This window comes from Acinetobacter sp. YH12208 (genome assembly GCF_013418055.1).
In the GTDB taxonomy this organism is placed as follows: Bacteria; Pseudomonadota; Gammaproteobacteria; order Pseudomonadales; family Moraxellaceae; genus Acinetobacter; species Acinetobacter pseudolwoffii.
The window spans coordinates 30,150-52,554 of record NZ_VPCT01000015.1 but is presented as its reverse complement, the minus strand read 5'-3'; the positions used below and the strand labels follow the sequence as shown (position 1 = coordinate 52,554).

Annotated in this window: 18 protein-coding genes; 10 read left to right on the top strand and 8 right to left on the bottom strand. The window is 45.9% G+C overall.

The annotated features are described in order from the left end of the window. Positions 1-17: 17 nt before the first annotated feature. Positions 18-719 (bottom strand): DNA repair protein RadC, encoded by a 702-nt coding sequence (gene radC / locus FTU95_RS12560; protein ID WP_180078696.1) that lies wholly within the window; start codon positions 717-719, stop codon positions 18-20. A 113-nt stretch (positions 720-832) separates the two neighbouring features. Between radC and coaBC the strand changes: the two genes are divergently transcribed. Together coaBC and FTU95_RS12550 are read left to right on the top strand one after the other, a co-directional pair. Further along, positions 833-2,107 carry a bifunctional phosphopantothenoylcysteine decarboxylase/phosphopantothenate--cysteine ligase CoaBC gene (coaBC, locus tag FTU95_RS12555; protein WP_180078694.1) on the top strand — a complete coding sequence of 425 codons (1,275 nt, stop codon included), beginning with the start codon at positions 833-835 and terminating at the stop codon, positions 2,105-2,107. Positions 2,108-2,337: 230 nt separating this feature from the next. Next, positions 2,338-2,850, top strand: coding sequence for a hypothetical protein (locus FTU95_RS12550; protein ID WP_180050879.1), 513 nt, complete (start codon positions 2,338-2,340; stop codon positions 2,848-2,850). A 75-nt stretch (positions 2,851-2,925) separates the two neighbouring features. On the opposite strand, the gene dusA is transcribed toward FTU95_RS12550, so the two are convergent. Then, a complete protein-coding gene (dusA, locus tag FTU95_RS12545; RefSeq protein ID WP_100535415.1) occupies positions 2,926-3,951 on the bottom strand; it encodes a tRNA dihydrouridine(20/20a) synthase DusA in 1,026 nt (341 codons plus the stop codon). 272 nt (positions 3,952-4,223) lie between these two features. Between dusA and FTU95_RS12540 the strand changes: the two genes are divergently transcribed. Beyond that, positions 4,224-4,868 (top strand): hypothetical protein, encoded by a 645-nt coding sequence (locus FTU95_RS12540; protein WP_180050882.1) that lies wholly within the window; start codon positions 4,224-4,226, stop codon positions 4,866-4,868. 14 nt (positions 4,869-4,882) lie between these two features. Here FTU95_RS12540 and FTU95_RS12535 read toward each other — a convergent pair whose 3' ends face one another. Next, positions 4,883-6,070 carry an MFS transporter gene (locus tag FTU95_RS12535; RefSeq protein ID WP_005168640.1) on the bottom strand — a complete coding sequence of 396 codons (1,188 nt, stop codon included), beginning with the start codon at positions 6,068-6,070 and terminating at the stop codon, positions 4,883-4,885. Between the two features lie 972 nt (positions 6,071-7,042). Here FTU95_RS12535 and FTU95_RS12530 point away from each other — a divergent pair. From FTU95_RS12530 to FTU95_RS12520, 3 genes are read left to right on the top strand one after another with little or no spacing between them, the layout of a single operon-like run. Continuing rightward, a complete protein-coding gene (locus FTU95_RS12530) occupies positions 7,043-8,170 on the top strand; it encodes a Re/Si-specific NAD(P)(+) transhydrogenase subunit alpha (protein WP_180072739.1) in 1,128 nt (375 codons plus the stop codon). Positions 8,171-8,181: 11 nt separating this feature from the next. Continuing rightward, positions 8,182-8,505 (top strand): proton-translocating transhydrogenase family protein, encoded by a 324-nt coding sequence (locus FTU95_RS12525; RefSeq protein WP_004281642.1) that lies wholly within the window; start codon positions 8,182-8,184, stop codon positions 8,503-8,505. A gap of 3 nt (positions 8,506-8,508) precedes the next feature. Continuing rightward, positions 8,509-9,954, top strand: coding sequence for an NAD(P)(+) transhydrogenase (Re/Si-specific) subunit beta (locus tag FTU95_RS12520; RefSeq protein ID WP_180078692.1), 1,446 nt, complete (start codon positions 8,509-8,511; stop codon positions 9,952-9,954). A 559-nt stretch (positions 9,955-10,513) separates the two neighbouring features. On the opposite strand, the gene rsfS is transcribed toward FTU95_RS12520, so the two are convergent. From rsfS to FTU95_RS12495, 5 genes are all read right to left on the bottom strand, one after another. Further along, complete coding sequence (gene rsfS / locus FTU95_RS12515) at positions 10,514-10,921, bottom strand: ribosome silencing factor (RefSeq protein ID WP_005098092.1); 408 nt, start codon at positions 10,919-10,921, stop codon at positions 10,514-10,516. Between the two features lie 81 nt (positions 10,922-11,002). Next, positions 11,003-11,791, bottom strand: coding sequence for a hydroxypyruvate isomerase family protein (locus FTU95_RS12510; protein WP_100329839.1), 789 nt, complete (start codon positions 11,789-11,791; stop codon positions 11,003-11,005). 40 nt (positions 11,792-11,831) lie between these two features. Then, positions 11,832-12,701 carry an NAD(P)-dependent oxidoreductase gene (locus tag FTU95_RS12505; RefSeq protein ID WP_005168630.1) on the bottom strand — a complete coding sequence of 290 codons (870 nt, stop codon included), beginning with the start codon at positions 12,699-12,701 and terminating at the stop codon, positions 11,832-11,834. A gap of 36 nt (positions 12,702-12,737) precedes the next feature. Further along, positions 12,738-13,526: a crotonase/enoyl-CoA hydratase family protein gene (locus tag FTU95_RS12500; protein WP_005098089.1), complete on the bottom strand. Its 789-nt coding sequence runs from the start codon at positions 13,524-13,526 to the stop codon at positions 12,738-12,740. A gap of 104 nt (positions 13,527-13,630) precedes the next feature. Continuing rightward, positions 13,631-16,438 (bottom strand): ATP-binding protein, encoded by a 2,808-nt coding sequence (locus tag FTU95_RS12495; RefSeq protein ID WP_180078690.1) that lies wholly within the window; start codon positions 16,436-16,438, stop codon positions 13,631-13,633. 366 nt (positions 16,439-16,804) lie between these two features. On the opposite strand from FTU95_RS12495, the gene cysM reads away from it, so the two are divergent. From cysM to FTU95_RS12475, 4 genes are read left to right on the top strand one after another with little or no spacing between them, the layout of a single operon-like run. Continuing rightward, positions 16,805-17,734, top strand: coding sequence for a cysteine synthase CysM (cysM, locus tag FTU95_RS12490; protein WP_005168623.1), 930 nt, complete (start codon positions 16,805-16,807; stop codon positions 17,732-17,734). 18 nt (positions 17,735-17,752) lie between these two features. Continuing rightward, positions 17,753-18,571, top strand: a complete 819-nt coding sequence (locus tag FTU95_RS12485) for a 3'-5' exonuclease (protein ID WP_100535412.1) — start codon at positions 17,753-17,755, stop codon at positions 18,569-18,571. A 6-nt stretch (positions 18,572-18,577) separates the two neighbouring features. Further along, complete coding sequence (gene rlmD / locus FTU95_RS12480) at positions 18,578-19,954, top strand: 23S rRNA (uracil(1939)-C(5))-methyltransferase RlmD (RefSeq protein ID WP_005098083.1); 1,377 nt, start codon at positions 18,578-18,580, stop codon at positions 19,952-19,954. A 44-nt stretch (positions 19,955-19,998) separates the two neighbouring features. Beyond that, positions 19,999-22,308: a bifunctional (p)ppGpp synthetase/guanosine-3',5'-bis(diphosphate) 3'-pyrophosphohydrolase gene (locus tag FTU95_RS12475; protein ID WP_005098082.1), complete on the top strand. Its 2,310-nt coding sequence runs from the start codon at positions 19,999-20,001 to the stop codon at positions 22,306-22,308. The last annotated feature ends 97 nt before the right edge of the window (positions 22,309-22,405 follow it).

Here is a 22,405-nt window from a genome sequence, read left to right as displayed (position 1 = left end):
GCTTTGTCAAGTGCTATTCAATACTGCATTTCCGGTTTGATGAGTTGCTGCTCGGCAAAGGAAAAACTTCCCTCCAAAGCGATAATGCAGTGGTCAATTAAATGGATATCTACCAGTTGGCAAGCCTGTTGAATCTGGCGGGTCAACCCCAGGTCGGCCTTGGATGGAGAGGGCCGACCCAGCGGATGATTATGCGCAATGACAATTGAGGTCGCCTGTTGGCTAATGGCATAACGCAATAACTGATTAATGGAAATATCACATGCATTGATGGAGCCATAAAACAGTTTTTTAAAGGCAATTTTTCTTAAACTGGCATCCAGACACAGCACGGCAAACACTTCCTGAGTTTCACCGAGCAGTTCAAAACGTAAGTAATCTCTCAGCCGTTTGGAATTGGTGAGTTCCAGTGCATCCTGTTTCAGGTGCTCGGCAATGTAACGCCGTCCCAGTTCCTTGACGGCCATCAGTTGGGTATATTTACTGATGCCCATGCCATGAAACTGGCTGACTTCCTGTAAAGGTGCATCCAGTAGCGCAGTCAAATGACCAAAATGCTGAACCAGCAAACGCGCCAGATCAACTGCCGAATGTTGCTGAGAACCGGAACGCAGGAAAATGGCCAGTAGCTCGGCATCGGACAGACTTTCTGCGCCATATTGAATTAAGCGTTCTCGCGGCCGTTCTTGTTCCGGCCAGTTTTTAATAGAAAATTGCATAGTTATTAGACTTATTTATTATGAATTATCAGTTTTCCCGCAAGCCGATCTCTTGGGAATGCGATTATTTAATGCTATTGTGAGCCCCACTGCAACAGCAAGGTAATCTGTTTGTGAGCTTTGATCTAAGTGTAATTCCTCATAAAAATATCATTTTGGCCGTCACTGGCGGCATTGCTGCCTATAAAAGTGCAATTCTGGTCCGCCGTCTGAAAGATGCCGGATTTGATGTGCGGGTCGTCATGACTCACGGTGCACAGGCTTTTATTACACCTTTAACCTTTCAAGCCTTATCGGGCAATCCCGTACATACTGAATTGCTGGATACTGAAGCAGAAGCCGGCATGGGCCATATCGAGCTGGCACGTTGGGCAGATCTGTTATTGGTAGCACCGGCCAGTTGTGACACCCTGGCAAAATTTGCCGCAGGCCTGGCTGATGATCTGCTCAGTACTTTATATCTGGCGACCAAGGCACCGGTCTGGGTAGCACCTGCCATGAACCAGCAAATGTGGGCAGCTAAGCCAACACAACGCAACTTGGCCACTTTAATTGAAGATGGTGTGCATGTGATCATGCCGGATGCCGGATCTCAAGCCTGTGGCGATGTGGGTTTAGGCCGTATGCCTGAGCCGGAAGATCTGGCACGACAAGTCACAGAATATTTCCATCAAGCACAGCGTGCGATCGCAGAAAAATTTGGTCAGCTTGCGGGTAAACGTGTCACCATCACCGCCGGTCCAACCCGTGAAGCGATTGATCCGGTACGTTATATTTCCAATCACAGTACCGGTAAAATGGGCTTTGCTCTGGCAGCTGCCTGTTATGCCGCTGGGGCAGATGTGACCCTGATTGCAGGGCCAGTGACTCTGGATACACCAAATGGCGTCAAACGCAAAAATGTCAGTTCTGCCGTAAAAATGCTCAATGAAAGCATGCAGATGCTGGAAGATGGCTGTGATATTTTTATTGCAACTGCTGCGGTGGCGGATTACCGCGTGGCCGAAGTTGCGGAACACAAAATTAAAAAATCTGGCGATGAGCTGAATGTGGCGCTTGTGAAAAATCCGGATATTGTGGCGACCATTGCCCAGCAAGAGAAACGTCCGTTTATGGTCGGTTTTGCGGCGGAAACCCGCAATATTGAAGAATATGCCGCGGGCAAACTGGTCGCGAAAAAACTGGATATGATTGCCTGCAATGATGTCTCACGTGCCGATATCGGTTTTGCGTCGGATGAAAATGCCATGACCGTATTTTTTGCCGAACAGTATCAGATGGATAAGCGTGATCTGGAAAAAGCCTCCAAGCAGGAAATTGCCCAGCAGCTGATCGAAGCGATTCATGATGCCTTGCATCGTGATCCATCCAGTGATGACGATTTTTAAAAGAATCTTCACAAACAAAAGCCCTGTTAGATTCAGGGCTTTTTTATGAGTAAATTTTTATCATTTATTCAAAAAGCTGTAGAAATCTTAAATAATTTAGTCATGATTCATGCACTGCTTATTTCTTGTTTTTTCAAAAAAGCATAAAATAGGTCACAGAATAAGCAAGCATAACAATACTGCATATATCAGCTATAAGCAGGAACAGGAAAGAAAAAGAAGGAGGCGCTATGAGAACAATCATTGTGTTATGGATGATCGCCTGTCTGGCTGGATGCAGTTACTTTGTCTCGATGGATGAATTGGCCAGAAATATTCAAGCGCAGATGCAACAGGAATTTAATTCCAATCAGGATTATCAACGCTATCGTTTTACTGTGCAGAAGGTCAAAATTGTCCAGCGGCAGGGCAATCAATTTAAAGCGATTTCTCATCTGAATTATCAGGGGGAGGCATATCCGGTCAATGTCAAAATTTTTAAGGTCGATGGAGGCTATAGGTGGTCGATCGAAGAGGATGCCTTTGCTTTTATTGATGAAATTGAAATAGAGCAATACCGGCAGCAACTGGATCGGGAGTTACAGCAGCTGGCTGCAGCCTTAGATGACCTGGAACCTGTAGATGAGTCAAAAGAGCATGAGCGCGGTTCTCTGGTCACACCCATTGCCGAGCCAGAATTTCAAGGTGTTTCTTATCAGGAAGAACCGGTTCCGGTCGGCAATATCACCGCATATACTCAATAACTCCTTCAGTCATTTCTATAAAAAAGCACCGATGATCGGTGCTTTTTTATATCGATTAGACTTTTAAATTCGTATTTAGGATTCAACTTGCTGATGTTCACGCACATAGTCTTCAGTACGTTGCATTGCTTCTTGAATATTAAACAGCGCAGTTTCCACATCTTTCAAGGTTTTGGCATTGCCACCGCTTAGTGCCTGACGCCATTTACGTGCACCCGGCAAGTTCTGGAACAGTCCTAAAATATGACGGCTAATAATTGACAATGGTGCACCTTCTGCCATGCGCTGGGCAATATAAGGCAGCATTTGTTGCATGATCTCGAAACGATCAGGTGCATCCAGATTCCACAATTGGCCCAGTTCAGCCAATAAGTACGGATTATGATAGGCTTCACGACCAATCATCACGCCATCGACATGTTTGAGATGTTCCAGCGTTTCGGCATAGGTCTTGATCCCGCCATTGATTTCAATCAGCAGATCAGGACGATCCTGCTTCAGGCGATAAACATCTTCATAACGCAGGGGCGGCACATCGCGGTTTTCTTTAGGCGATAGGCCTTTTAATAAGGCAATTCGCGCGTGTACGATAAAATTATTGCAGCCGGTTTTGGCCACGGTATCGACAAAATGCAGCATTTCTTCATAAGACTGCATATCATCAATCCCGATCCGGTGTTTTACAGTCACTGGAATATCCACCGCATGCTGCATTTCAGCAATACATTCTGCGACTAAATCGGGTTCAGCCATGAGGCAGGCCCCAATTTTATTATTCTGTACCCGGTCACTCGGGCAACCCACATTTAAATTGACTTCGTTATAACCCCAATCCTGTGCCATCTTGGTACAGGTCGCGAGATCTTTAGGATTCGAGCCACCAAGTTGTAGTACGATCGGCTGTTCTTCGGTGTTAAAGTCCAAATGCCGTTTGGCATCCCCATAAATGATGGCACCTGTGGTGACCATTTCAGTGTACATAATCACATTTGGGTTAAACAGACGGGCAAAGAAGCGATAGTCTTTGGTGGTCCAATCCATCATCGGCGCCACACTGATTCGTGGTTGAAGTTTATTTTCAATGGTGGTCAGATCAGTCATTCAAAATTACGCCTTAACGAAATGGAAGAAGAAGGGATGAATAAATCGCCCAAAGATTATTTTTTTGCCCAAGCCCGCTAGGCCAATATCGCAAAAAAAGAGGGCGTAATACTAGCATAAAATCAGCAGAACAACCCGGCGAACTTGAGTCAAGCCAGTAAGTCCAGGACATAAAACAAGAAATAAAATTAGAATTCCAAGTCATTCCAGAATGGTATATTTTGATAGTAGAAACACCAATATAAAAAATGATAGAAATAAGGAGAATAATTATGCTGTTATTGGAGGAGATTTATAAAAGCCATAAAGCACAAAATTCAGCACATTTTAACTTAAAAATTCATCGTGGCTTAGGCTGGTTTAAAAAAGCGCTAGACTTGGATCAAGATCTGGATTTTAAATTCATCAGTCTATGGATTGGTTTTCAGGCTATTTATGCAGAAGAGGATGATCGGGTTCAGGGAAAGGATAAGCTGCGTCAATTTCTAGAAATACTTTGCCAAAATGATCTGGACCAGAAGATTAATCATATTGTCTGGGAAAAATACAGTCAGCCAATCCACTCACTCTTAGCGAACCCCTATATGGAACAAAGTTTTTGGGATTATCGTCACCAGAAAATTAGTCTGGAATGCTGTAATGCTGAACTGGAAACACAGAAAAAAATCATACAGCATGCTTTAAATGAGCGGAATTCTGTCGAAATTTTAGTCGGGGTGTTTCGTCGTTTATATACATTACACCATCAGCTCATGCAGGGCGGAATTACCTATCATAGTTCCCTGAACCACAAGTTACTCGAGGAAAGCTGTCGGATTCTGGCCGCTTTGCTGCCGGTCTTTATCTGTATTTTATTGGAAAATTCAGTTGCTCTAGATTTAAATAAACCTTTCTATCCAGCGGCTCAAGTCAGCTAAGTATAGTTAAGCATCTAGGCTGCTGTCCGGGCGTGATGCCATTGATCCAGTAAGGCGAATAGGGTAGCGCCTAGGGCCAGCCCGAGTCCTGCCATACAGGTCATGCTCCAGCCCCCATGATGCCAGGCATAAACCCCTAAGGCTGAACCACAGGCACCGCCAATAAAATACAGGGTCATATACAGTGAATTGACCCGTGATTTGGCATCCGGGCGCAGGCGGAAAATCACATTCTGATTACAGCTATGCGTAATCGCCAACCCCAGATTAATCAGTCCATAGCCCAGAATATAGCTCAGCAGCGATACCGCACCAAAATATAGGAACAGCCAGCTCCCAATCAGGATCGAACAGCCAATCCAGCTCAAGGTTTTGATATGGCCCCGATCGGCCCATTTACCAATGAATTGAGTCGACAATGCGCCAAAGACGCCGACCAGTGTCACCAGACCGACCATGACATCAGATAGCTGGAAAGGTTCTTGGGTCAGCAGCAGGGCAATGGTCGAGAACAGCATGCTCATGGCGGCAAAAGCACAGGCACCGGTAAGAGAGCGCAAGACCAGTCGTGGTTCATGTGTTAATAAGCTCGCCATAGATTTGAAAATCGCTGTATAGCTGATTCTTAGGCGTGGCAGACTCGGTAATTTTCCTCGCAGATAAAAACTTAAAGCCAGCATGCTGATGCCACTGACGATATAGATCATTTTCCAGTGAAACAGGTCGGACAATAATCCCGCAATACTGGTCGAGAGCAGAATACCGACCAGCAAGCCGCTCATCAGGAAACCCACTACTTCTCCAGTTTTTTCCGGTTTGACTGCCATGGTGGCCAGGGGAATCAGAATCTGTGCAGCCACGGAAAACAGTCCGGCAATGATGGTGCCAACCCACAGCATCGGCAGGTTTATCGCACTGGCACAAATAAATAAACCTGCAGCTGCACCCAGCATGAGAAAGGGAATCAGCTTGGTTTTATTCAGCATATCGCCCAAAGGTACAATAAACAGCAGGCCTAATGCATAAGAGATTTGAGCAAAGGTAACGGTGAGCGCCACTTGTGATTCCGGCACCTGATAATATTGCTGAATCGATGAAATCAGTGGCTGGCAATAATAGTTGGCGCCGGCACATAAACCACAGGCAATCGCCATCAGCCATAATAAGGGCTTGTTTTGACTGATATCGAGGGGCGTGTTCATAGCAGCAACCTTATCTAAGCCGAGGAGAATTTAAAACAAGCAGCGCATTGATGCAGGAATGAAAGGCACTATAAGTGAGAACTTTAGGCTTTAAAAGTAGAAAAATATTACAATGACTCAATGAAAAGATCTTAGATCGCAAGGATTACACAGGACTTGAATTAGAAAAACAGTCAGGAATAATCAGGTTGCCAGATTTTTGATCAATAGTTGGCTTTATTACAACGCATAGGACAAAGAAAGAACGAAAAATCCCCTGGAAATGAAAAAAATTAAATAATAGCTCTCATTTTATGCGCAGATATGGTGCATAAACTTTATTTTAGTCACTTATTCGGTTTATGACATTAATATAATAAATGGTCAGCAAGATTTTTGTTCCTCTTGGTCTGATCATTTTAGAGATAAGTGACCTTTACACCCACAGATCTCGTTGTGTCACATCCATCAATTCAACCTCAGCCTGATGGGTGCTAAATCATAACTAAATTGAATAAAAGGTATTACTTTACAGATCAGATAGCTTATCTGGAATAAGTTCTTTATTTGTCAATAAAGTCAAATTTAGAAAACTTGGAAAGCTAAAGTGCCGCTGTCCTTAGCAGAGAGACCTATTCAGAAACGGGTAGCATAAAGAACCAAAACAGGAATTTTGGTCAGAAAGATCAATGTAACAAAAAAAATCTCAAGTAGGCGGCTTATCAGCCGAGCGCATTTTCAGGTTTTCATTCAGGTAAATGAATATCGTTTATAAAATAATCAAATATAAATATTTGGCGTATGTAAGCCATGCACTAGTACAGCAATATTTTTATGAATCATCAGTTCAATATATAGGCATTTATTAAATAAATAGTAGGTAGTAATTTCAAACAGTTTGATTAGAATCCAAAAATTCAACAAGAACACATCCTGAGGGGAAGCATCGTTTAAGCGATGTTTACTTAAGAAAAATTAGCTTGAGGAACGCTCATGCAGATCGGAATTCCAGCCGAAACTGTTGTCGGTGAAAATCGCGTCGCTGCGACGCCAGAGACAGTAAAGAAATTGATCAGCGCAGGACATAGCGTGATTATCGAACGTAGTGCAGGGCTTAAAGCTGCCTATATTGATAGTGCCTATGAACAAGTTGGTGCCAAAATTACGGATGATGCCTACACCGGCAGTCAATTGATTTTAAAAGTTCGTGCACCGAAAGGTGAGGAAATTCAAAAACTCAATCCGAACACCGCCATCGTAGCGATGTTTGATCCTTACCGTAATACTGAGCTTGACCAATTTGCGGCACAGAACGTGTCTGCATTTGCATTGGAACTTTTGCCACGGACCTTGTCTCGTGCGCAGAATATGGATGTCTTGTCTTCTCAAGCCAACCTTGCAGGATACAAGTCAGTCCTTCTGGCTGCGGCTGAATACCAGCGCATGTTCCCGATGCTAATGACGGCTGCGGGTACAGTCAAACCGGCCCGTGTGGTGATCATGGGAGTCGGTGTCGCGGGTCTGCAAGCGATTGCCACTGCAAAACGCTTAGGCGCTATTGTGGAAGCTACAGACTTGCGTCCAACAGCAAAAGACCAAGTGGAGTCATTGGGCGGTAAATGGCTGGACGTGCCGATGTCTGCCGAAGAGCAGCAAAAAGCGGCGGATGCGGCCAAGAATGGTTATGGCTGGATGCCGGGTGAGGAATACATCCGCGATCAGGCTGCCATTGTGGATAAAGCCGTATCAAATGCTGACATTGTGATTACCACAGCGCTTTTACCCGGCCGTGATGCACCGCGTTTAATCCGTGCTGAAACAGTGGCGAAAATGAAACCGGGTTCAGTCATTTTAGATATGGCAGTGGAATCGGGCGGTAACGTTGAAGGTTCGAAATGCGGTGAAACTGTGCATACCGGCAATGGTGTCAAAATTCTCGGTATTCCTAATATTCCTTCGACAGTCTCGACTGAAGCATCGGCTTTATATGCACGTAACGTCTTTAACTTCGTGGAAACACTATTTGATGCCGACAAGAATTTTGTCCTGAATCCAGAAGAAGAAATTCAAAAAGCCCTACTTGTCACTCATGCCGGCCAAGTGCTGCTGAAACGTGGTTAAGGAGAAGACTCATGGTTGAAACAATTACGATTTTTGTCCTTGCCATTTTCGTAGGTTACTACGTGGTGTGGGGTGTAACACCAGCATTGCATACGCCGTTGATGGCGGTCACCAATGCCTTGTCATCGATCATTATTGTCGGTGCGATGATCCAGACCGTTGGTCTGCCGGTGATCGGCGTTGAAGGCAGCGTGGATTTCCAGACCATTAACGTGGTGAGCGTGCTGGGTGCAATCGCGGTGTTCCTGGCCAGTATCAATATTTTCGGTGGCTTTGCCGTGACTGCACGTATGCTGGAAATGTTTAAACCTAAGCAAAAGAAAAAAGAGGGTTAATCCATGGAAATGATTCGAGAATATGCGGATTGGTTCTACCTGATTGGTGCCGTTCTTTTTATCCTGACGCTACGTGGTTTATCAGGTCCTAAAACTGCAATTCAAGGTAACCGTTACGGTATGATCGCCATGGCGATTGCAGTATTGACCACCTTCTTTGTTGCAGATAATCCTGTGGTGTGGATGATTGTGGGCGCAATGGTAGCAGGTGCGGTGGTGGGTATTGCCCGTGCGCGTACTGTCCCTATGACCCAAATGCCAGAAACTGTGGCGCTGATGCACTCATTGGTGGGTCTGGCTGCGGTCTTGATTGCGATTGCTGCAATTATTCATAACAACAAACTGATTGAACTCGGTCCAGACCTTTTGGCGGCCAATGGTGTCAATTTCCATGAAATGAGCCGTGTTCATTTATTTGAACTGTTCGTGGGTTGTTTCGTGGGTGCAATTACCTTTACAGCATCAGTCTTTGCTTATGGAAAACTGGCTGCGAAGAAATGGGCAAAAACCATTTCTGGCGCATGGGTAAAACCTGTTCAGGCCATCATCTTTATTGCCATGTTGGTGTTTGGTTTCATGTTCTTCTCAACAGGGAATATGACCGCATTCTGGGCAATGACAGCACTTGCACTGGTCTTTGGCTGGGTATGGATTGCACCTGTCGGCGGTGGTGATATGCCGGTGGTGGTCTCGCTACTCAACTCATTCTCTGGTTGGGCTGCAGCCGGGATTGGTTTCACGCTTGAAAACAACATGCTGATTGTGGCAGGTTCACTGGTCGGTTCTTCAGGTGCGATTCTGTCTTATATCATGTGTAAAGCCATGAACCGTTCAATCATCAACGTTCTGTTTGGTGGCGCAATGGGCGGTACAGCTGCGCCGACAGCAGGAGCAGGTGAACAGGTTCAACGTAATCACCGTTCTGGCTCGGCAGATGATGCAGGCTTCCTGATGTCAAATGCAGACAGCGTGGTGATTGTACCGGGTTATGGTATGGCGCAAGGCCGTGCACAGAATGCGGTAAAAGAATTGGCTAACTTGCTGAAAGAGCAGGGCGTAACGGTTCGTTTTGCGATTCACCCTGTAGCAGGTCGTATGCCGGGTCATATGAATGTATTGCTTGCTGAAGCTGACGTACCCTATGAAGACATCCTGGAAATGGATGAGATCAATTCGGACTTCCCGGCAACAGATGTGGTGCTGGTGATTGGTGCCAACGATGTTGTAAACCCTGCGGCGAAAGATGATCCAACATCGCCAATTTATGGCATGCCGATTCTGGAAGCGCATAAGGCACGTACCATTATGGTGATCAAGCGTTCTATGGCAACCGGTTATGCGGGTCTAGACAATGACTTGTTCTATAATGACAAGACCATGATGATCTTCGGTGATGCCAAGAAAGTGGTGGAAGATATGACTAAAGCTATTAATGGTACGGGTCATTAATTCAAAATCTCCCCTAACCCCTCTTTAATAAAGAGGGGGAACTTCCAAAATCAAATTGGTTACTCAGGTAAGTCCTCCTTTTTTAAAGGGGGACTTTTTTGATAAAGGCTCCCTCCTTTGAAAAAGGAGGGTCGGGGAGGATTAAATAAAAAACCACCTTCGGGTTAATGCTGATCAGTTAAGGAATTTAGAAATAGACTCTTTAACTTTTTAGTCGTTCACGACAGAGTCTTAACGTTTTAAATCAAATATTTGCAATATCATTTGTTACTTTGGTTTCGCCCAAAGTAACCAAAAGCATTTGTCATCCGCAAAACTCGTCAGCCACCATCCACTAGCAAATTTGTCGCAGAAACAATCATTTTTTAATGTAGTCCTGCCTCAGACAGTTGCGGATGACTTTTCCAGCTATCAAATATAATCATGAATTTAAAAAAGAAAATGCCAGTCAATTGCTTAACTGACTGGCATTAACCTTCGGGTGGTTTTTATTTCGTATTCTTTTTATACGCACATAAAAAAAGCGACCTACACAGGTCGCTTTTTTGAATATTTGATTTTACGCTACAGAGTTTGTATCTGCAGGATTGCGCCATAAGCTTTCTAGATCATAGAATTTACGCGCTGTTGGAAGCATACAATGAACCACTACATAACCGAGGTCGATGAGGATCCATTCAGCATCACGTTCGCCTTCAATACCAAGCGGACGGAAGCCAGCTTTACGTGCTTCTTCAGCAACGTTATTGGCCAGTGATTTGATATGACGTGTCGATGTGCCGCTTGCAATGACCATAGCATCAGCCACATTACTGATACCGCTGACATCAAGCTCAACAATTTCTTTTGCTTTTACATCTTCAAGTGCAGCATGTACGACTTTTAAGCAGTCCTGTACAGCTTGAGAATTTGAATTCATAGTAAGATCGTGAGAATTAGAAGCGCTGGGCGATGGTTCTAAATTCATGGGGTGTGTAATTTCCTAACAATTATGCATGGTCTAATATAGCGGTTTTAGTGCTGAATTTCAAATGAAGCCGCAGTCCACTCAGTCATGCTCCGGAAAGAATTCGGCTTTCCAGACAAAGGAGTCATTGGAATGCTGCATCGGCTTATATTCGGCAGCGACATAAGCTTGATATTGACTATGTTTTAACCACTGAAATATATCATGATATTGAATAGACGCCGTATTGGGTTGATGTCGTCCCGGACAATCCGCAAACTGGATATGACCAATCAGGTGAATATTTTCTTTTAAATTTTCCAGTACATCTTCGCCCATCATCGCCATGTGATAGCAGTCATACTGCATTTTTAAGGCCGGATGATTGACTGCTTCCAGCATTTCCTGAGCTTGTGCAACATTTTGAATCAAAAAACGTGGCATATCGGTGCCATTGACCATTTCAAAGACCGGTTCAATTTGATGCTCGAGCAGCATTGAACAGGCCATTTTCAGATTACTTGCCAGCGTATTCAGGCAGGGCAACAGGTCACAATCCAGAGGCTGTTTGCCTGCCAGAATATTGACCCGAGGTACATTTAAGGCCGTGGCATACTGGATGGCTTGTTCAACAGCATGACGGAACTCGATTTCCCGCCCCGGGATACCGGCCAGGCCATGGCCGCCCTGCATTAAATCACCGGCAGGCACATTAATCAGGCATAAGTTCAGTTGATGGATGCTGAGCTGATTTTGAATCTGGCCAATCGTCAATTCATAAGGAAACTGGATTTCGACATGATTAAAGCCCTGTGCTCGAGCCAGTGCGAAGCGTTCGATGAGTGGCACTTCGGTAAAAATCATCGACAGGTTAACGGCGAGTTTAATCATGTATTTTCCTTATACATTCAGGGTATTACAAAAGTAAAAATTATGCGTGCTTGAGCTGTTGAATCACAGTGGCCAGATCGGCCTCGGCAAAGCCCTGGGCCTGATGGATTTGCAGCTGTGATAAGGCCTGAGTCGCGACCGGAACATCCAGGTCAAAGCTTTGGGCCAGTTGCACGGCATTGTTCAGATCTTTAGATAAGGTCTGCACTTTCCATTGCACCGGTTCGAAAGTTTGTGTGGCCATACGTGGCGCCAGAATCTGGAAAGGTTTGGAATCGGCAAAACCACCCGCCAAGGCAGGTGCCAGTAGGCGTGTATCTACACCTGCAAGGCCCGCCAATGCCACTGCTTCCGCGATCAGGGTACTATTGGCTGCGACAATGAGCTGATTACAAATTTTGGTCGCCTGACCAGTACCGGTGTCGCCCATACGGGTAACGCGCTGTGAAAGTGCTGCATAAATTGGGTCAAGATGTTCAATCATTGTGGCATCACCACCGGCAAAAATCACCAGACTGCCTTGTTCAGCACCTGCGGTACCGCCTGAAACTGGGGAGTCAATCCAGTTCACCTGTCTGGTCTGTGCTTGTGCTGCAAGCGCGTGGGTTTGCTGCACCGAAAGGCTGGAAAAATCCACAATGATTTGATCGGCAACCAAATACGGCACGATCTGCTCAAAGACCGATTGCACCGCCTGATCATCTGCCAAGCAAGTCAAAATCACTGGATAATCCGCAATCTGATTCAAAGACAGCGCAGTTGCACCCAAGTCGATTAAGGGATGGCAAGCCGCCGAGGTACGGTTCCATACCGCGACCTGAAAACCTGCCTGTAGTAGACGGGTCGCCATCCGGCGTCCCATCAGGCCCATACCCAAAAAGGCAATCTTAGTATCGCGATTTAACTGCATGCTTTTTCTTATTCCTTGCTTGGACTCTAACTCGATTTAGTTATATTGGCGTGGCACGAACTGGACTTCCGGATTCTTGTCCTTTTTGCGAGCCAGCTGACTGTTTTTACCTAGCAATAATTTCAGCTGCCAGATTTTTTCCATACGTAAAGATTTATTTGGACGATGCTGCATGGCATCCAGTACAAACTTAGAGGCCATCAGGGCATCCGGAGAACGTTGCAGCATTTCCTCAGCCAATGCTTGTGCGCGTGCCAACGGTTCTTGATCCACATGGGTAACCAGACCAATCTCTTTGGCATAGGCACTGTCAAAAATCCGGGCAGTCAAAGTCAGTTCTTTGGCCAGATCAATCCCAATCAGGCCTTTCAGCGAACGGCTGAGCCCCATATCTGGTACCAGTCCCCAACGGGTTTCCATAATCGACATTTTGGTATCAGGATGTGCAATACGGATATCTGCGGCCAGAGCAAGCTGCATACCAGCGCCAAAACAGAAGCCCTGCATCGCAGCGATCACCGGCACCGGTAATTCCTGCCAGACCAGAAAGGCTTTCTGGAACAGACTCTGACCCGGACGGATTAACTCCCAGGCCGCATAGGCACGATTTTTAGGATTATTTAAATCGGCCAGATCAATGCCGGCACTAAACACCTGCGCCTCGCCGGTTAAAATGACGCAACGGATACTTTTATCTTTTTTGATTTTCTGCGCAGTCGCAACCAGTTCACGCAGCAGGGCAAAGCTCATGGCATTGCGTTTATCCGGGCGATTCAGTGTAACTGTGGCAATGCCGTTATTTTTTTCCAAGCGCACGAGTGACATGGCATTCTTCCTTATTTTCCTGAACCGAGCATAACATGCGGCCCGTGAGCTTGCATGACAGCTCAGTCATACTTTCTAAATCACGGACTGAGCAGCTTCAAGTTTTAATTCAAATGTTGTTTCAGAATTTGCTGGGCGGCCTGTTCAACTTGTTCGACCACGGCTTTAAGTTCATCAAAATGTTTCAGCACGTCTTGAACAAAGTTTTCGTCGGCCTTGCGACGTTCTTTACGCAGGGTTGAAACGAACTGTTCGAATCCGCCCGTGATTTTCTGCAAAGTCGGTGCGCCGACATAGCGGGTTGCACCATATAAACGATGCAAGACATGTTCCAGTTGCGGGAAATCTTCCAGCTCAATTAACTGCTGCATTTCAGTGAGTTCATCGGCAAAACTGTCGACCAGCATGCGCAACAGGTCTACTGCCAGATCTTCCTTATTGGCTGCCAGTTGCAGGCTTTGCTGCCAGTCCAGAATATTCGGATCCAGTGCATCAATCACATGGGCGCGTTCCAGCACTGGAAGCCGTTTAAAATGTTCGGTGGTCCAGTGGGTCAGAATCTGCACAATCTGCTCGATCTGGATCGGCTTGGTGACATAATCATCCATGCCATTTTGCAGCAGCTTATGTTTTTCATCCGACAGCGCATGTGCAGTCAGGGCAATAATCGGCAGTCGGTTATGGTTTTCAAAGGTCGATTCCAGTGAGCGAATCGCACGTGTGGTATCAATTCCCGACATCACCGGCATCTGAATATCCATAAAGACCAGATCAAAAGCCGGCTGTTTCTGCTCATAACGGCGCTGGATGATATCAATCGCTTCCTGTCCGCTCAGGGCTTTGCTGGTGGTGACATTCAGTTCAGCGAGTAATGCTTCCAGAACAATCAGGTTGGGCAAATGATCATCGACGGCCAGAATATGCAGACCCTGACCATTAAAGTCTTCATGCTGTTCCTGATCGAAGACCGGGTGATTGCCCAGCAGCTGAATCAAGGCACTGCGGCTGAGTGGCTGATGCAGAGCACGGGCACGATGGTCGTTCAGCATGCTTGGATCGAGTTGCATCTGATAACCATATACGGCCAAATGACCCTGATAACGCGAGCGGATCTCGCGTAACAGGACTTCGCTGTCGCCACTATGATCGACGATGAGCCAGGTGTTTTCAGAGTTCTGTAGATGATTCAGGCGGCTAAACAGATCCAGAATCGATGCGCATTCAATATGCTTGACCTGATAATTTTCCAGATAATGACGCAAGACGTTCGCGGTTGCCGGATGGGCCAGATAAGACACCACCGTCAATTCATTGAAATCTGGATGTTCAATTACAGTATCTTCATCGACCAGGAACTGCGCAGTAAACCAGAAGGTCGAGCCTTTTTCGGTTGGGGCACGTTCCTGATTATCTTCAAAACCAATCTGGCCATGCATCAGGCTGACCAGCTGTTTGGAAATGGCCAGCCCCAGTCCTGTACCGCCAAACTGACGGGTGACCGAGGTATCGCCCTGTGAGAAAGACTCGAATAATTTTTTACGATCGGTACCACTCAGGCCAATGCCGCTGTCCTGTACACTAAAATGCAAGACACATCGATCGATCCCCTCATGTTCCATACGTGCCCGCACGATGATTTCGCCATCCGGCGTGAATTTGATCGCATTGGAAATCAGGTTGGTCAGAATCTGCTTAAAGCGTAGCGCATCGCCAATCACATGTTTCGGTACGCTGTCTGCGTAGTAGAAGGCCATATCAATATGTTTTTGTGCCGCCAGTGGCGAGAGCATGTCCATCACATCAAAAATGGCTTCTTCCAGATCGAAAGCTGCGGTTTCCAGTTCCAGTTTGCCGGCATCAATTTTGGAAAAATCCAGCACATCATTAATCAGCGCCAGTAAATGTGCGGAAGATTTACGAATGGTTTGCAAATATAGACTTTGCTCATTGCTGAGATTGCCCTGACGCAAGAGCAGATGAATAAAGCCATCAATACTGTTGAGCGGGGTACGCAGTTCATGGGAAATATTGGCCAAAAACACCGACTTGGCCTGGTTGGCTGAAATCGCCTGGTCACGTGCCTGACGGTAAGTAATATTCTGTACTTCGAGCGTATCTAAAGTACGACGTAAATCATCTTCAGTCTGTTCAGTATGTTCGCGCAGTTCTAGAAAACTAAAATGTAGACGTTTTACCACATTGGCAATATCCCGTTGCAGTAAACGCAGCTCTCCGGTGCTGTTAATCACCATATGCTGGCCGAGGGTATCGGCATTCAGTCGCTGCAACTGCATGCGAATTTCATACATCGGTGCAATCCAGCGCCGTGAGTAAAAGTTCAGACAGAGTAATAACAATAATAAGGTTAATAGACCCGTTGCAATCAATACGATCAATACCCGGTAGCGAGCAATGGCCAGCGGCTGATTATCCAGCTCAATTGCCAGCCAGCCTTTAGAAAAACTGTTTTCATTCACTTTAATGGCATAAATATGATTGTCTTTATGCAGAATCGGGCCAATAAAGTTACCGCTTTTATCAAAATCGGGCCAAGCGGCCTGTTCCTGAAAGCCGATACCTAAACGATTCTTGCCACTGTCATCCAGAATGGCTGCCCGAACCAGATGTTTTTCATTGAGCATATTCTGCATGGCATTGTGGGCCTGATCATATTGCCAGGGATACAAGCTTAAAATATCCAGTGCATACTCAGACGTGCCTTGAAAACGCGTCATAATGGCAATTGCCATCTGCTTTTGCTGGGCACGTGCGGCATTCGAGGTTTCAGTCAACACCAGCATCGCGCCAACACAGGCCAAAATAGTAATCGGCACAAAAATCAGCGCAATCAACTGTCCATAGGCGTGATTTAAGTGTAGGCGTTTAAACAGCTTTTTATTGATCGTTGACATGATTTAAGCAGTATTTTCTTTATGTTTGGCATATTAGCATGCTTTAAATCGACAGTTAAAATTTAAGCATTATTTTTATAAGGGTTCAGATCAACCTTTAAAAATACAAGAGATTTCAGTTAAATGATTGCTGAAATACAGTGAAAAGCGGGCGATGAAGACTTCAGTCGTCTGAAAGTCCGGGGCTGAAAATAACGCTTTTATATTCACAGCCGAGCTGCTTGATCTTGCTAAATCACAGGGAAATGAAGTTTATAGCAGGATACTGAGTTTGTTTTAGAGAGTTTCCTGAAAAAGCAGTGCTAAATGGATGCAGGGAAAAGCATTTTTTCATACAATAGCCGCACCTCGATATAGGTGCACACAATGAGTAATACCACCCCCGATTTTCAAGCAGATGAATTTTTGTTAGACCACTATGTTGGCAAAACGCCATTGGTGCGTTTACAGCGTCTGGCAAGTCACACTCAAGCTACAGTACTCGCGAAACTCGAAGGCAATAATCCGGCAGGATCGGTCAAAGACCGTCCGGCCTATAATATGATCATGCAGGCCGAGAAGCGTGGACAGATCAAGCCGGGTGATACCCTGATTGAAGCAACGAGCGGAAATACGGGGATTGCATTGGCGATGGTCGCAGCGATGCGTGGCTATAAAATGAAGCTGATCATGCCGAACAATATGAGTCAGGAACGTAAGGATGCGATGCGTGCTTATGGTGCCGAGCTGATTGAAGTTACCAAAGAACAAGGCATGGAAGGTGCACGTGATCTGGCCGCTCAAATGCAAAATGATGGCGTGGGTCTGGTACTGAATCAGTTTGGCAATCCGGATAATGTCGAAGCACATTATCTGACTACAGGTCCTGAAATCTGGCAGCAAACCGGTGGCAAGATTACCCACTTTGTCAGTTCTATGGGTACAACCGGCACTATTATGGGTGTCTCGAAATATCTGAAGGAAATGAATCCGGAGATTCAGATCGTGGGTTTACAGCCATCTGATGGTTCAAGCATTGCCGGAATCCGTCGCTGGCCGGAAGAATATCTGCCGACCATTTTTGATCGCAGTCGCGTGGATCGTATTATCGATATTCCACAAATTGAAGCTGAAAAAACCATGCGTAAGCTGGCGCAGAAAGAAGGCATCAGTGCTGGTACTTCATCTGGTGGTGCAGTGTGGGCTTCCATAAAGCTGGCGGAAGAACATCCGGATGCCGTCATTGTGTGTATTATTTGTGACCGTGGTGACCGTTACTTGTCTACAGGGTTATTCTCTGTGCAAGATTCTGAATAATTATTTGAGCACTGTGTTATGCGCCTGCCTGTTTTAACTTTCGATATTGAAACCCAAACCGATCTCAAATCAGGCGCGCATTTATTTGGTCTGGACCTGCCTGAAGCAGATCTGGATCAGGCCTTGACCAAACTGCGCCGTCAGGATTCAGGCTCTGATTTTCAGCGTCCGCCCTTGCATGAAATTGTCTGTATTTCCGGTTTATGGATCGATGAGCAGGGCATGAAGCTGTTTTCCTTTAGCCGGGAACAGCATTCTGAAGCGGAAATTTTAAGAAAATTCTTATCGATTTTTGATAAGCGTCATCCGACGCTGGTCAGTTGGAATGGTTCACAGTTTGATTTACCGGTGATTTTATACCGTGCCATGTATCATGGACTCTCTGCACCGAGTCTATTCGATCAGGGCGAAATTGACACGCAAAAGCGTTATAATAACTACCAGAATCGTTACCATCATCGTCATGTTGACTTAATGGATGTGATGGCCATGTTCCATACGCGTCATTTCCAGAAGCTGGACGATGTTGCACATTTGCTGGGTTATCCGGGTAAACGCGGTGACGGGGCCTATCGGGTTCCTGAATATGTCCGCAATCAGCAATGGATCGAACTGACCTCTTATTGTGAAGGCGATGTGCTGAATACCTGGCTGGTCTATATCCGCTGGCTGTTGTTAAAAGGACAGCTGTTATTGCCGGATTATCAGCATTTGCTGCACAGTACGATTCAATATTTGCATACGCAACCGCAGCATGCGGACTTTTTATCGGTTTGGCGTGAAACGTCACAAAGAACTGACTTTACCCGTTTTGATTTTCCAACTCCCACATCCTAGGTTTTCATGAAGCATCGAGCACACACACGTCCTACCCAGCAACCCGAGTACATTTTTCAGGTTGAGTCACTTTCGCATGAGGGACGTGGCATCGCTCATTATGGTTCACACCCGGATCATCCACCGCATAAACACGGCAAGAAAGTCTTTATCCGTTATGCCTTGCCCGGTGAAACCGTGCGTGCTCGCATTACCCGTGAAGTTAAAAAACTGGAAGAAGCTGACAGTCTTGAATTACTCAGCGAAGCTTCCGAAATTCGCGTCAAGCCGATCTGTGCACATTTTGGGGTCTGTGGCGGCTGTAATATGCAGCATATCGCAGCCGATGCACAGATTGAACTAAAACAGAATGTGCTGAAATCGCATTTACAGCATTTTGCTGGCATCCAGCCTGTGCAGTGGCTTGCACCGCTACGTTCCGAGCGTGAAGATTATCGCCGTAAAGCCCGGATCGGAGTGCGTTATCTGCCGGCTAAAGACACATTGGTGGTGGGTTTTCGTGAGAATCAAAGCAATAAATTAACCTCGATTGATCGCTGCATGATTCTGGATCGTGAATTTGGATCGCTTACAAGCCTTAAACAATTGCTGCAAAGTCTCAATGGCAAGGCTGACATTGGTCATATAGAATTGGCCATGGGGGATCAGGATATTGCCTTACTGGTGCGTGAAACTGCAAAATTATCAGTGGCTGATGTCAACCAATTGCGCGAATTTACGTTACAGAAAGGCTGGCAACTGTATGTGCAGCCTGCCGGCAAAGATACACTCTCGCGAATTGATGCTCCAGATGCCGCGGCGCGCTTGCACTATAGTCTTGATGACTTTGATGTGAAATTCGGTTTTAATCCTGTGGACTTCACTCAGGTGAATTCGACTATCAATCCGCAAATGGTAGCGCTGGCATGTAATTTGCTACAGCTGCAACAGGGTGAGCGGGTTCTGGATCTATTTTGTGGATTAGGAAATTTTTCTCTAGCACTGGCACGCTGTGTAGGCACATCTGGTCAGGTGATTGCGGTGGAAGGGAGTGAAGAAATGGTGCAACGCGGTGCGGAAAATGCCAAAAATAATGGTATTGCCCAAGTTGCTTTTTATTCACAAGATTTAACCAAAGATTTCTCGCACCAGACTTGGGCAAATCAAGGTTTTGATGCATTATTGATTGACCCGCCACGTGCTGGCGCAGAAGAAGTCATGCATTATCTTCCTCAGTTTGGCGCAAAAAGAATCGTTTATGTGTCATGTAATCCTGCGACACTCGCAAGAGATGCAGGGCTCTTGGTACAACAGGGTTATCGCCTCACTCAAGCCGGAGTGATGGATATGTTCACGCATACTGGGCATGTTGAATCGATTGCATTGTTCGAAAAAGAAAATTAAATGAACGATTGAAGAAATGATGTATTTACAAGTAGGAGAAGGGTATGGTCACAGTACGTGAGCAACTCCCTGGACGACTCAATGAGTTGTCACAGGAGACGACTGTAGAACATGCCGAACAAGCACACCACGATCTGACTGAGTGGTTGGATCGGGTTCGTGGCATATTAGATGGGGCACCTTTACAGCAGCTCGAAGAAGTCGCCCACTTAACATTAGAAAGAGAGCTGCAAAGTACGGTTCAGCATCGTTCCAATACCTTTTATACCGGTATTGAGATGGCGGATATTTTGGCACATCTGCATGTCGATGAAGATACCCTGTCCGCGGCCATGCTCTATCGTTCGGTGCGTGAAGGCGTCATGCCACTGACTGAAGTGTTAGAGAAGTTTGGCGAGCAAGTGCATAGCCTGGTCAAGGGCACGCTGGCCATGGGTAAACTGTCTGAACTGATCGAAAAAAATAAACGTCTGGAAGACCATTTCGATAATAATCAGCGTGAACATCTGTCCGGCATTTATAAAATGCTGATTTCAGTGACCGAAGACGTGCGTGTGGTTCTGGTGAAGTTGGCAGAGCGTACCTATGCCTTGCGTGAGCTGACCAATTCCTCGCGTGAGCGTCAGGAGCGGGTTGCCCGAGAAATTCTGACGATCTACTCACCACTGGCGCACCGTTTAGGCATCGCCCAGTTAAAGTGGGAACTGGAAGACTTGGCCTTCCGTTATCTTGCGCCAGAACGTTATAAAGAAATTGCTTCTTTACTGAATGAAAAACGTTTAGAGCGAGAGCAATATATTCAATTCGTGATTGATAAATTACGCAATGAATTATCTGAATATGGCATCGAAGCTGAAATTAACGGACGCGTAAAACACATTTATTCGATTTATCGAAAAATGAAAAGCAAGAGCCTGAGTTTTGACCAGCTCTATGATATTCGTGCCTTAAGGGTATTGGTCAAGAGCGTACCGGAGTGTTACCACAGTTTAGGGATTGTACATCAGATCTGGCGACATATTCCGCATCAGTTTGATGACTATATTACCAATCCAAAAGCCAATGGCTATCGTTCCCTGCATACGGCTGTAATTGCCGAGAACAAATCACTTGAAGTGCAGATTCGTACTTACAGCATGCATGAAGAAGCAGAGCTGGGGGTGTGTTCGCACTTTAATTATAAAGAAGGCTCGAAAACCACCGATCATTCTTTTAATCATCGTTTGCATTCTTTACGCGCAGTTCTCGAGCATTATCAGGAACGCAATGAGTCCAGTGCACATAAAGAAGCAGAAGATGAAATCGAAAACTTCGAACATATTCAAGACTTCGAAGGCTTCGAAAAAATTTATGTGTTTAGTCGTGATGGTGATATCAAAGAGTTGCCGCGTGATTCAACTGTGCTCGACTTTGCTTATCATGTGCATACCGAAGTTGGTAACAAATGCTATGCCGCGCGTGTCAATCAGCGCTATGTGCCACTGACCTATACCCTGAAAACCGGGGAACAGGTCGAGATTCTGACCAAAAAAGACCGTGAGCCGAATCGGGACTGGCTGGTTAACTCTCTGGGTTATATCAAGACTGCACGTGCGCGCGACAAGTTGCGCCACTGGTTCCGTCAACAGGACCGCAGTAAAAACCTGGAAGTCGGCCGTGAAGTGCTGAATAAAGAATTGTCACGTCTGGCGATTCATCCAAAATCGATCGATTTGAGTGATTATTGCAATCATTTTAATGTCAAAACCGGTGATGACATTCTGGTGAATCTGGTCAATGGTGATATCAGCCTGCATGCCTTGATTAATCAGGTGAATCGTCATATGCATCTGGATCAGGATGAACCTGAGCTGGTGCTGAAGCCAGCGCTGAATCCGCGTGCCAGTCATACCCTGTCAGCGCACGGTATTCTGATTGACGGGCTGGATAACGTAGAGCTGCATGTCGCGCAATGTTGCCAACCGGTGCATGGTGAGTCGATCGCTGGCTATATCACCCTGAATCGTGGGGTAAGCATTCATAAGGTGGCTTGTCCGGACTATGTGCGCATGATCACCCAAGAGCCTGAACGTGCGGTAGAAGCCGACTGGGAAATGCAGCCAACACGTGGCCAGAGCGTACAGATTGTGGTGGAAGCCTATGATCGACGTGGTCTGCTCAAAGATCTGACGCAAGTGATTTTTTCCGACCAGATCAATATCCGTCAGGTCAATACTATTTCGGAAGCGGACGGTATTGCCAATATGAAGCTATTGATTGAAGTTAAAGGTCTGGCGCAACTTTCCAAACTGCTGGCGCGTCTTGAACAGCAGCCGGGCATTATCAGCGCCCGCCGTCTGGTACAGGGCACTTAATTCTTTATTTCTAAGCTGAAGAAAGCCTGCAATTCAATTGTGGGCTTTTTTATTGTAAGGTATTTGAACAAAATGGATAAAAACAGATCAACAGACC

Excerpts from the sequence above, each read along its gene's own strand:
- radC (WP_180078696.1), bottom strand. The coding sequence starts at position 719 with ATGCAATTTTCTATTAAAAACTGGCCGGAACAAGAACGGCCGCGAGAA.
- FTU95_RS12550 (WP_180050879.1), top strand. The coding sequence starts at position 2,338 with ATGAGAACAATCATTGTGTTATGGATGATCGCCTGTCTGGCTGGATGC.
- dusA (WP_100535415.1), bottom strand. The coding sequence starts at position 3,951 with ATGACTGATCTGACCACCATTGAAAATAAACTTCAACCACGAATCAGT.
- FTU95_RS12540 (WP_180050882.1), top strand. The coding sequence starts at position 4,224 with ATGCTGTTATTGGAGGAGATTTATAAAAGCCATAAAGCACAAAATTCA.
- FTU95_RS12535 (WP_005168640.1), bottom strand. The coding sequence starts at position 6,070 with ATGAACACGCCCCTCGATATCAGTCAAAACAAGCCCTTATTATGGCTG.
- FTU95_RS12530 (WP_180072739.1), top strand. The coding sequence starts at position 7,043 with ATGCAGATCGGAATTCCAGCCGAAACTGTTGTCGGTGAAAATCGCGTC.
- FTU95_RS12525 (WP_004281642.1), top strand. The coding sequence starts at position 8,182 with ATGGTTGAAACAATTACGATTTTTGTCCTTGCCATTTTCGTAGGTTAC.
- FTU95_RS12520 (WP_180078692.1), top strand. The coding sequence starts at position 8,509 with ATGGAAATGATTCGAGAATATGCGGATTGGTTCTACCTGATTGGTGCC.
- rsfS (WP_005098092.1), bottom strand. The coding sequence starts at position 10,921 with ATGAATTTAGAACCATCGCCCAGCGCTTCTAATTCTCACGATCTTACT.
- FTU95_RS12510 (WP_100329839.1), bottom strand. The coding sequence starts at position 11,791 with ATGATTAAACTCGCCGTTAACCTGTCGATGATTTTTACCGAAGTGCCA.
- FTU95_RS12505 (WP_005168630.1), bottom strand. The coding sequence starts at position 12,701 with ATGCAGTTAAATCGCGATACTAAGATTGCCTTTTTGGGTATGGGCCTG.
- FTU95_RS12500 (WP_005098089.1), bottom strand. The coding sequence starts at position 13,526 with ATGTCACTCGTGCGCTTGGAAAAAAATAACGGCATTGCCACAGTTACA.
- FTU95_RS12495 (WP_180078690.1), bottom strand. The coding sequence starts at position 16,438 with ATGTCAACGATCAATAAAAAGCTGTTTAAACGCCTACACTTAAATCAC.
- cysM (WP_005168623.1), top strand. The coding sequence starts at position 16,805 with ATGAGTAATACCACCCCCGATTTTCAAGCAGATGAATTTTTGTTAGAC.
- FTU95_RS12485 (WP_100535412.1), top strand. The coding sequence starts at position 17,753 with ATGCGCCTGCCTGTTTTAACTTTCGATATTGAAACCCAAACCGATCTC.
- rlmD (WP_005098083.1), top strand. The coding sequence starts at position 18,578 with ATGAAGCATCGAGCACACACACGTCCTACCCAGCAACCCGAGTACATT.
- FTU95_RS12475 (WP_005098082.1), top strand. The coding sequence starts at position 19,999 with ATGGTCACAGTACGTGAGCAACTCCCTGGACGACTCAATGAGTTGTCA.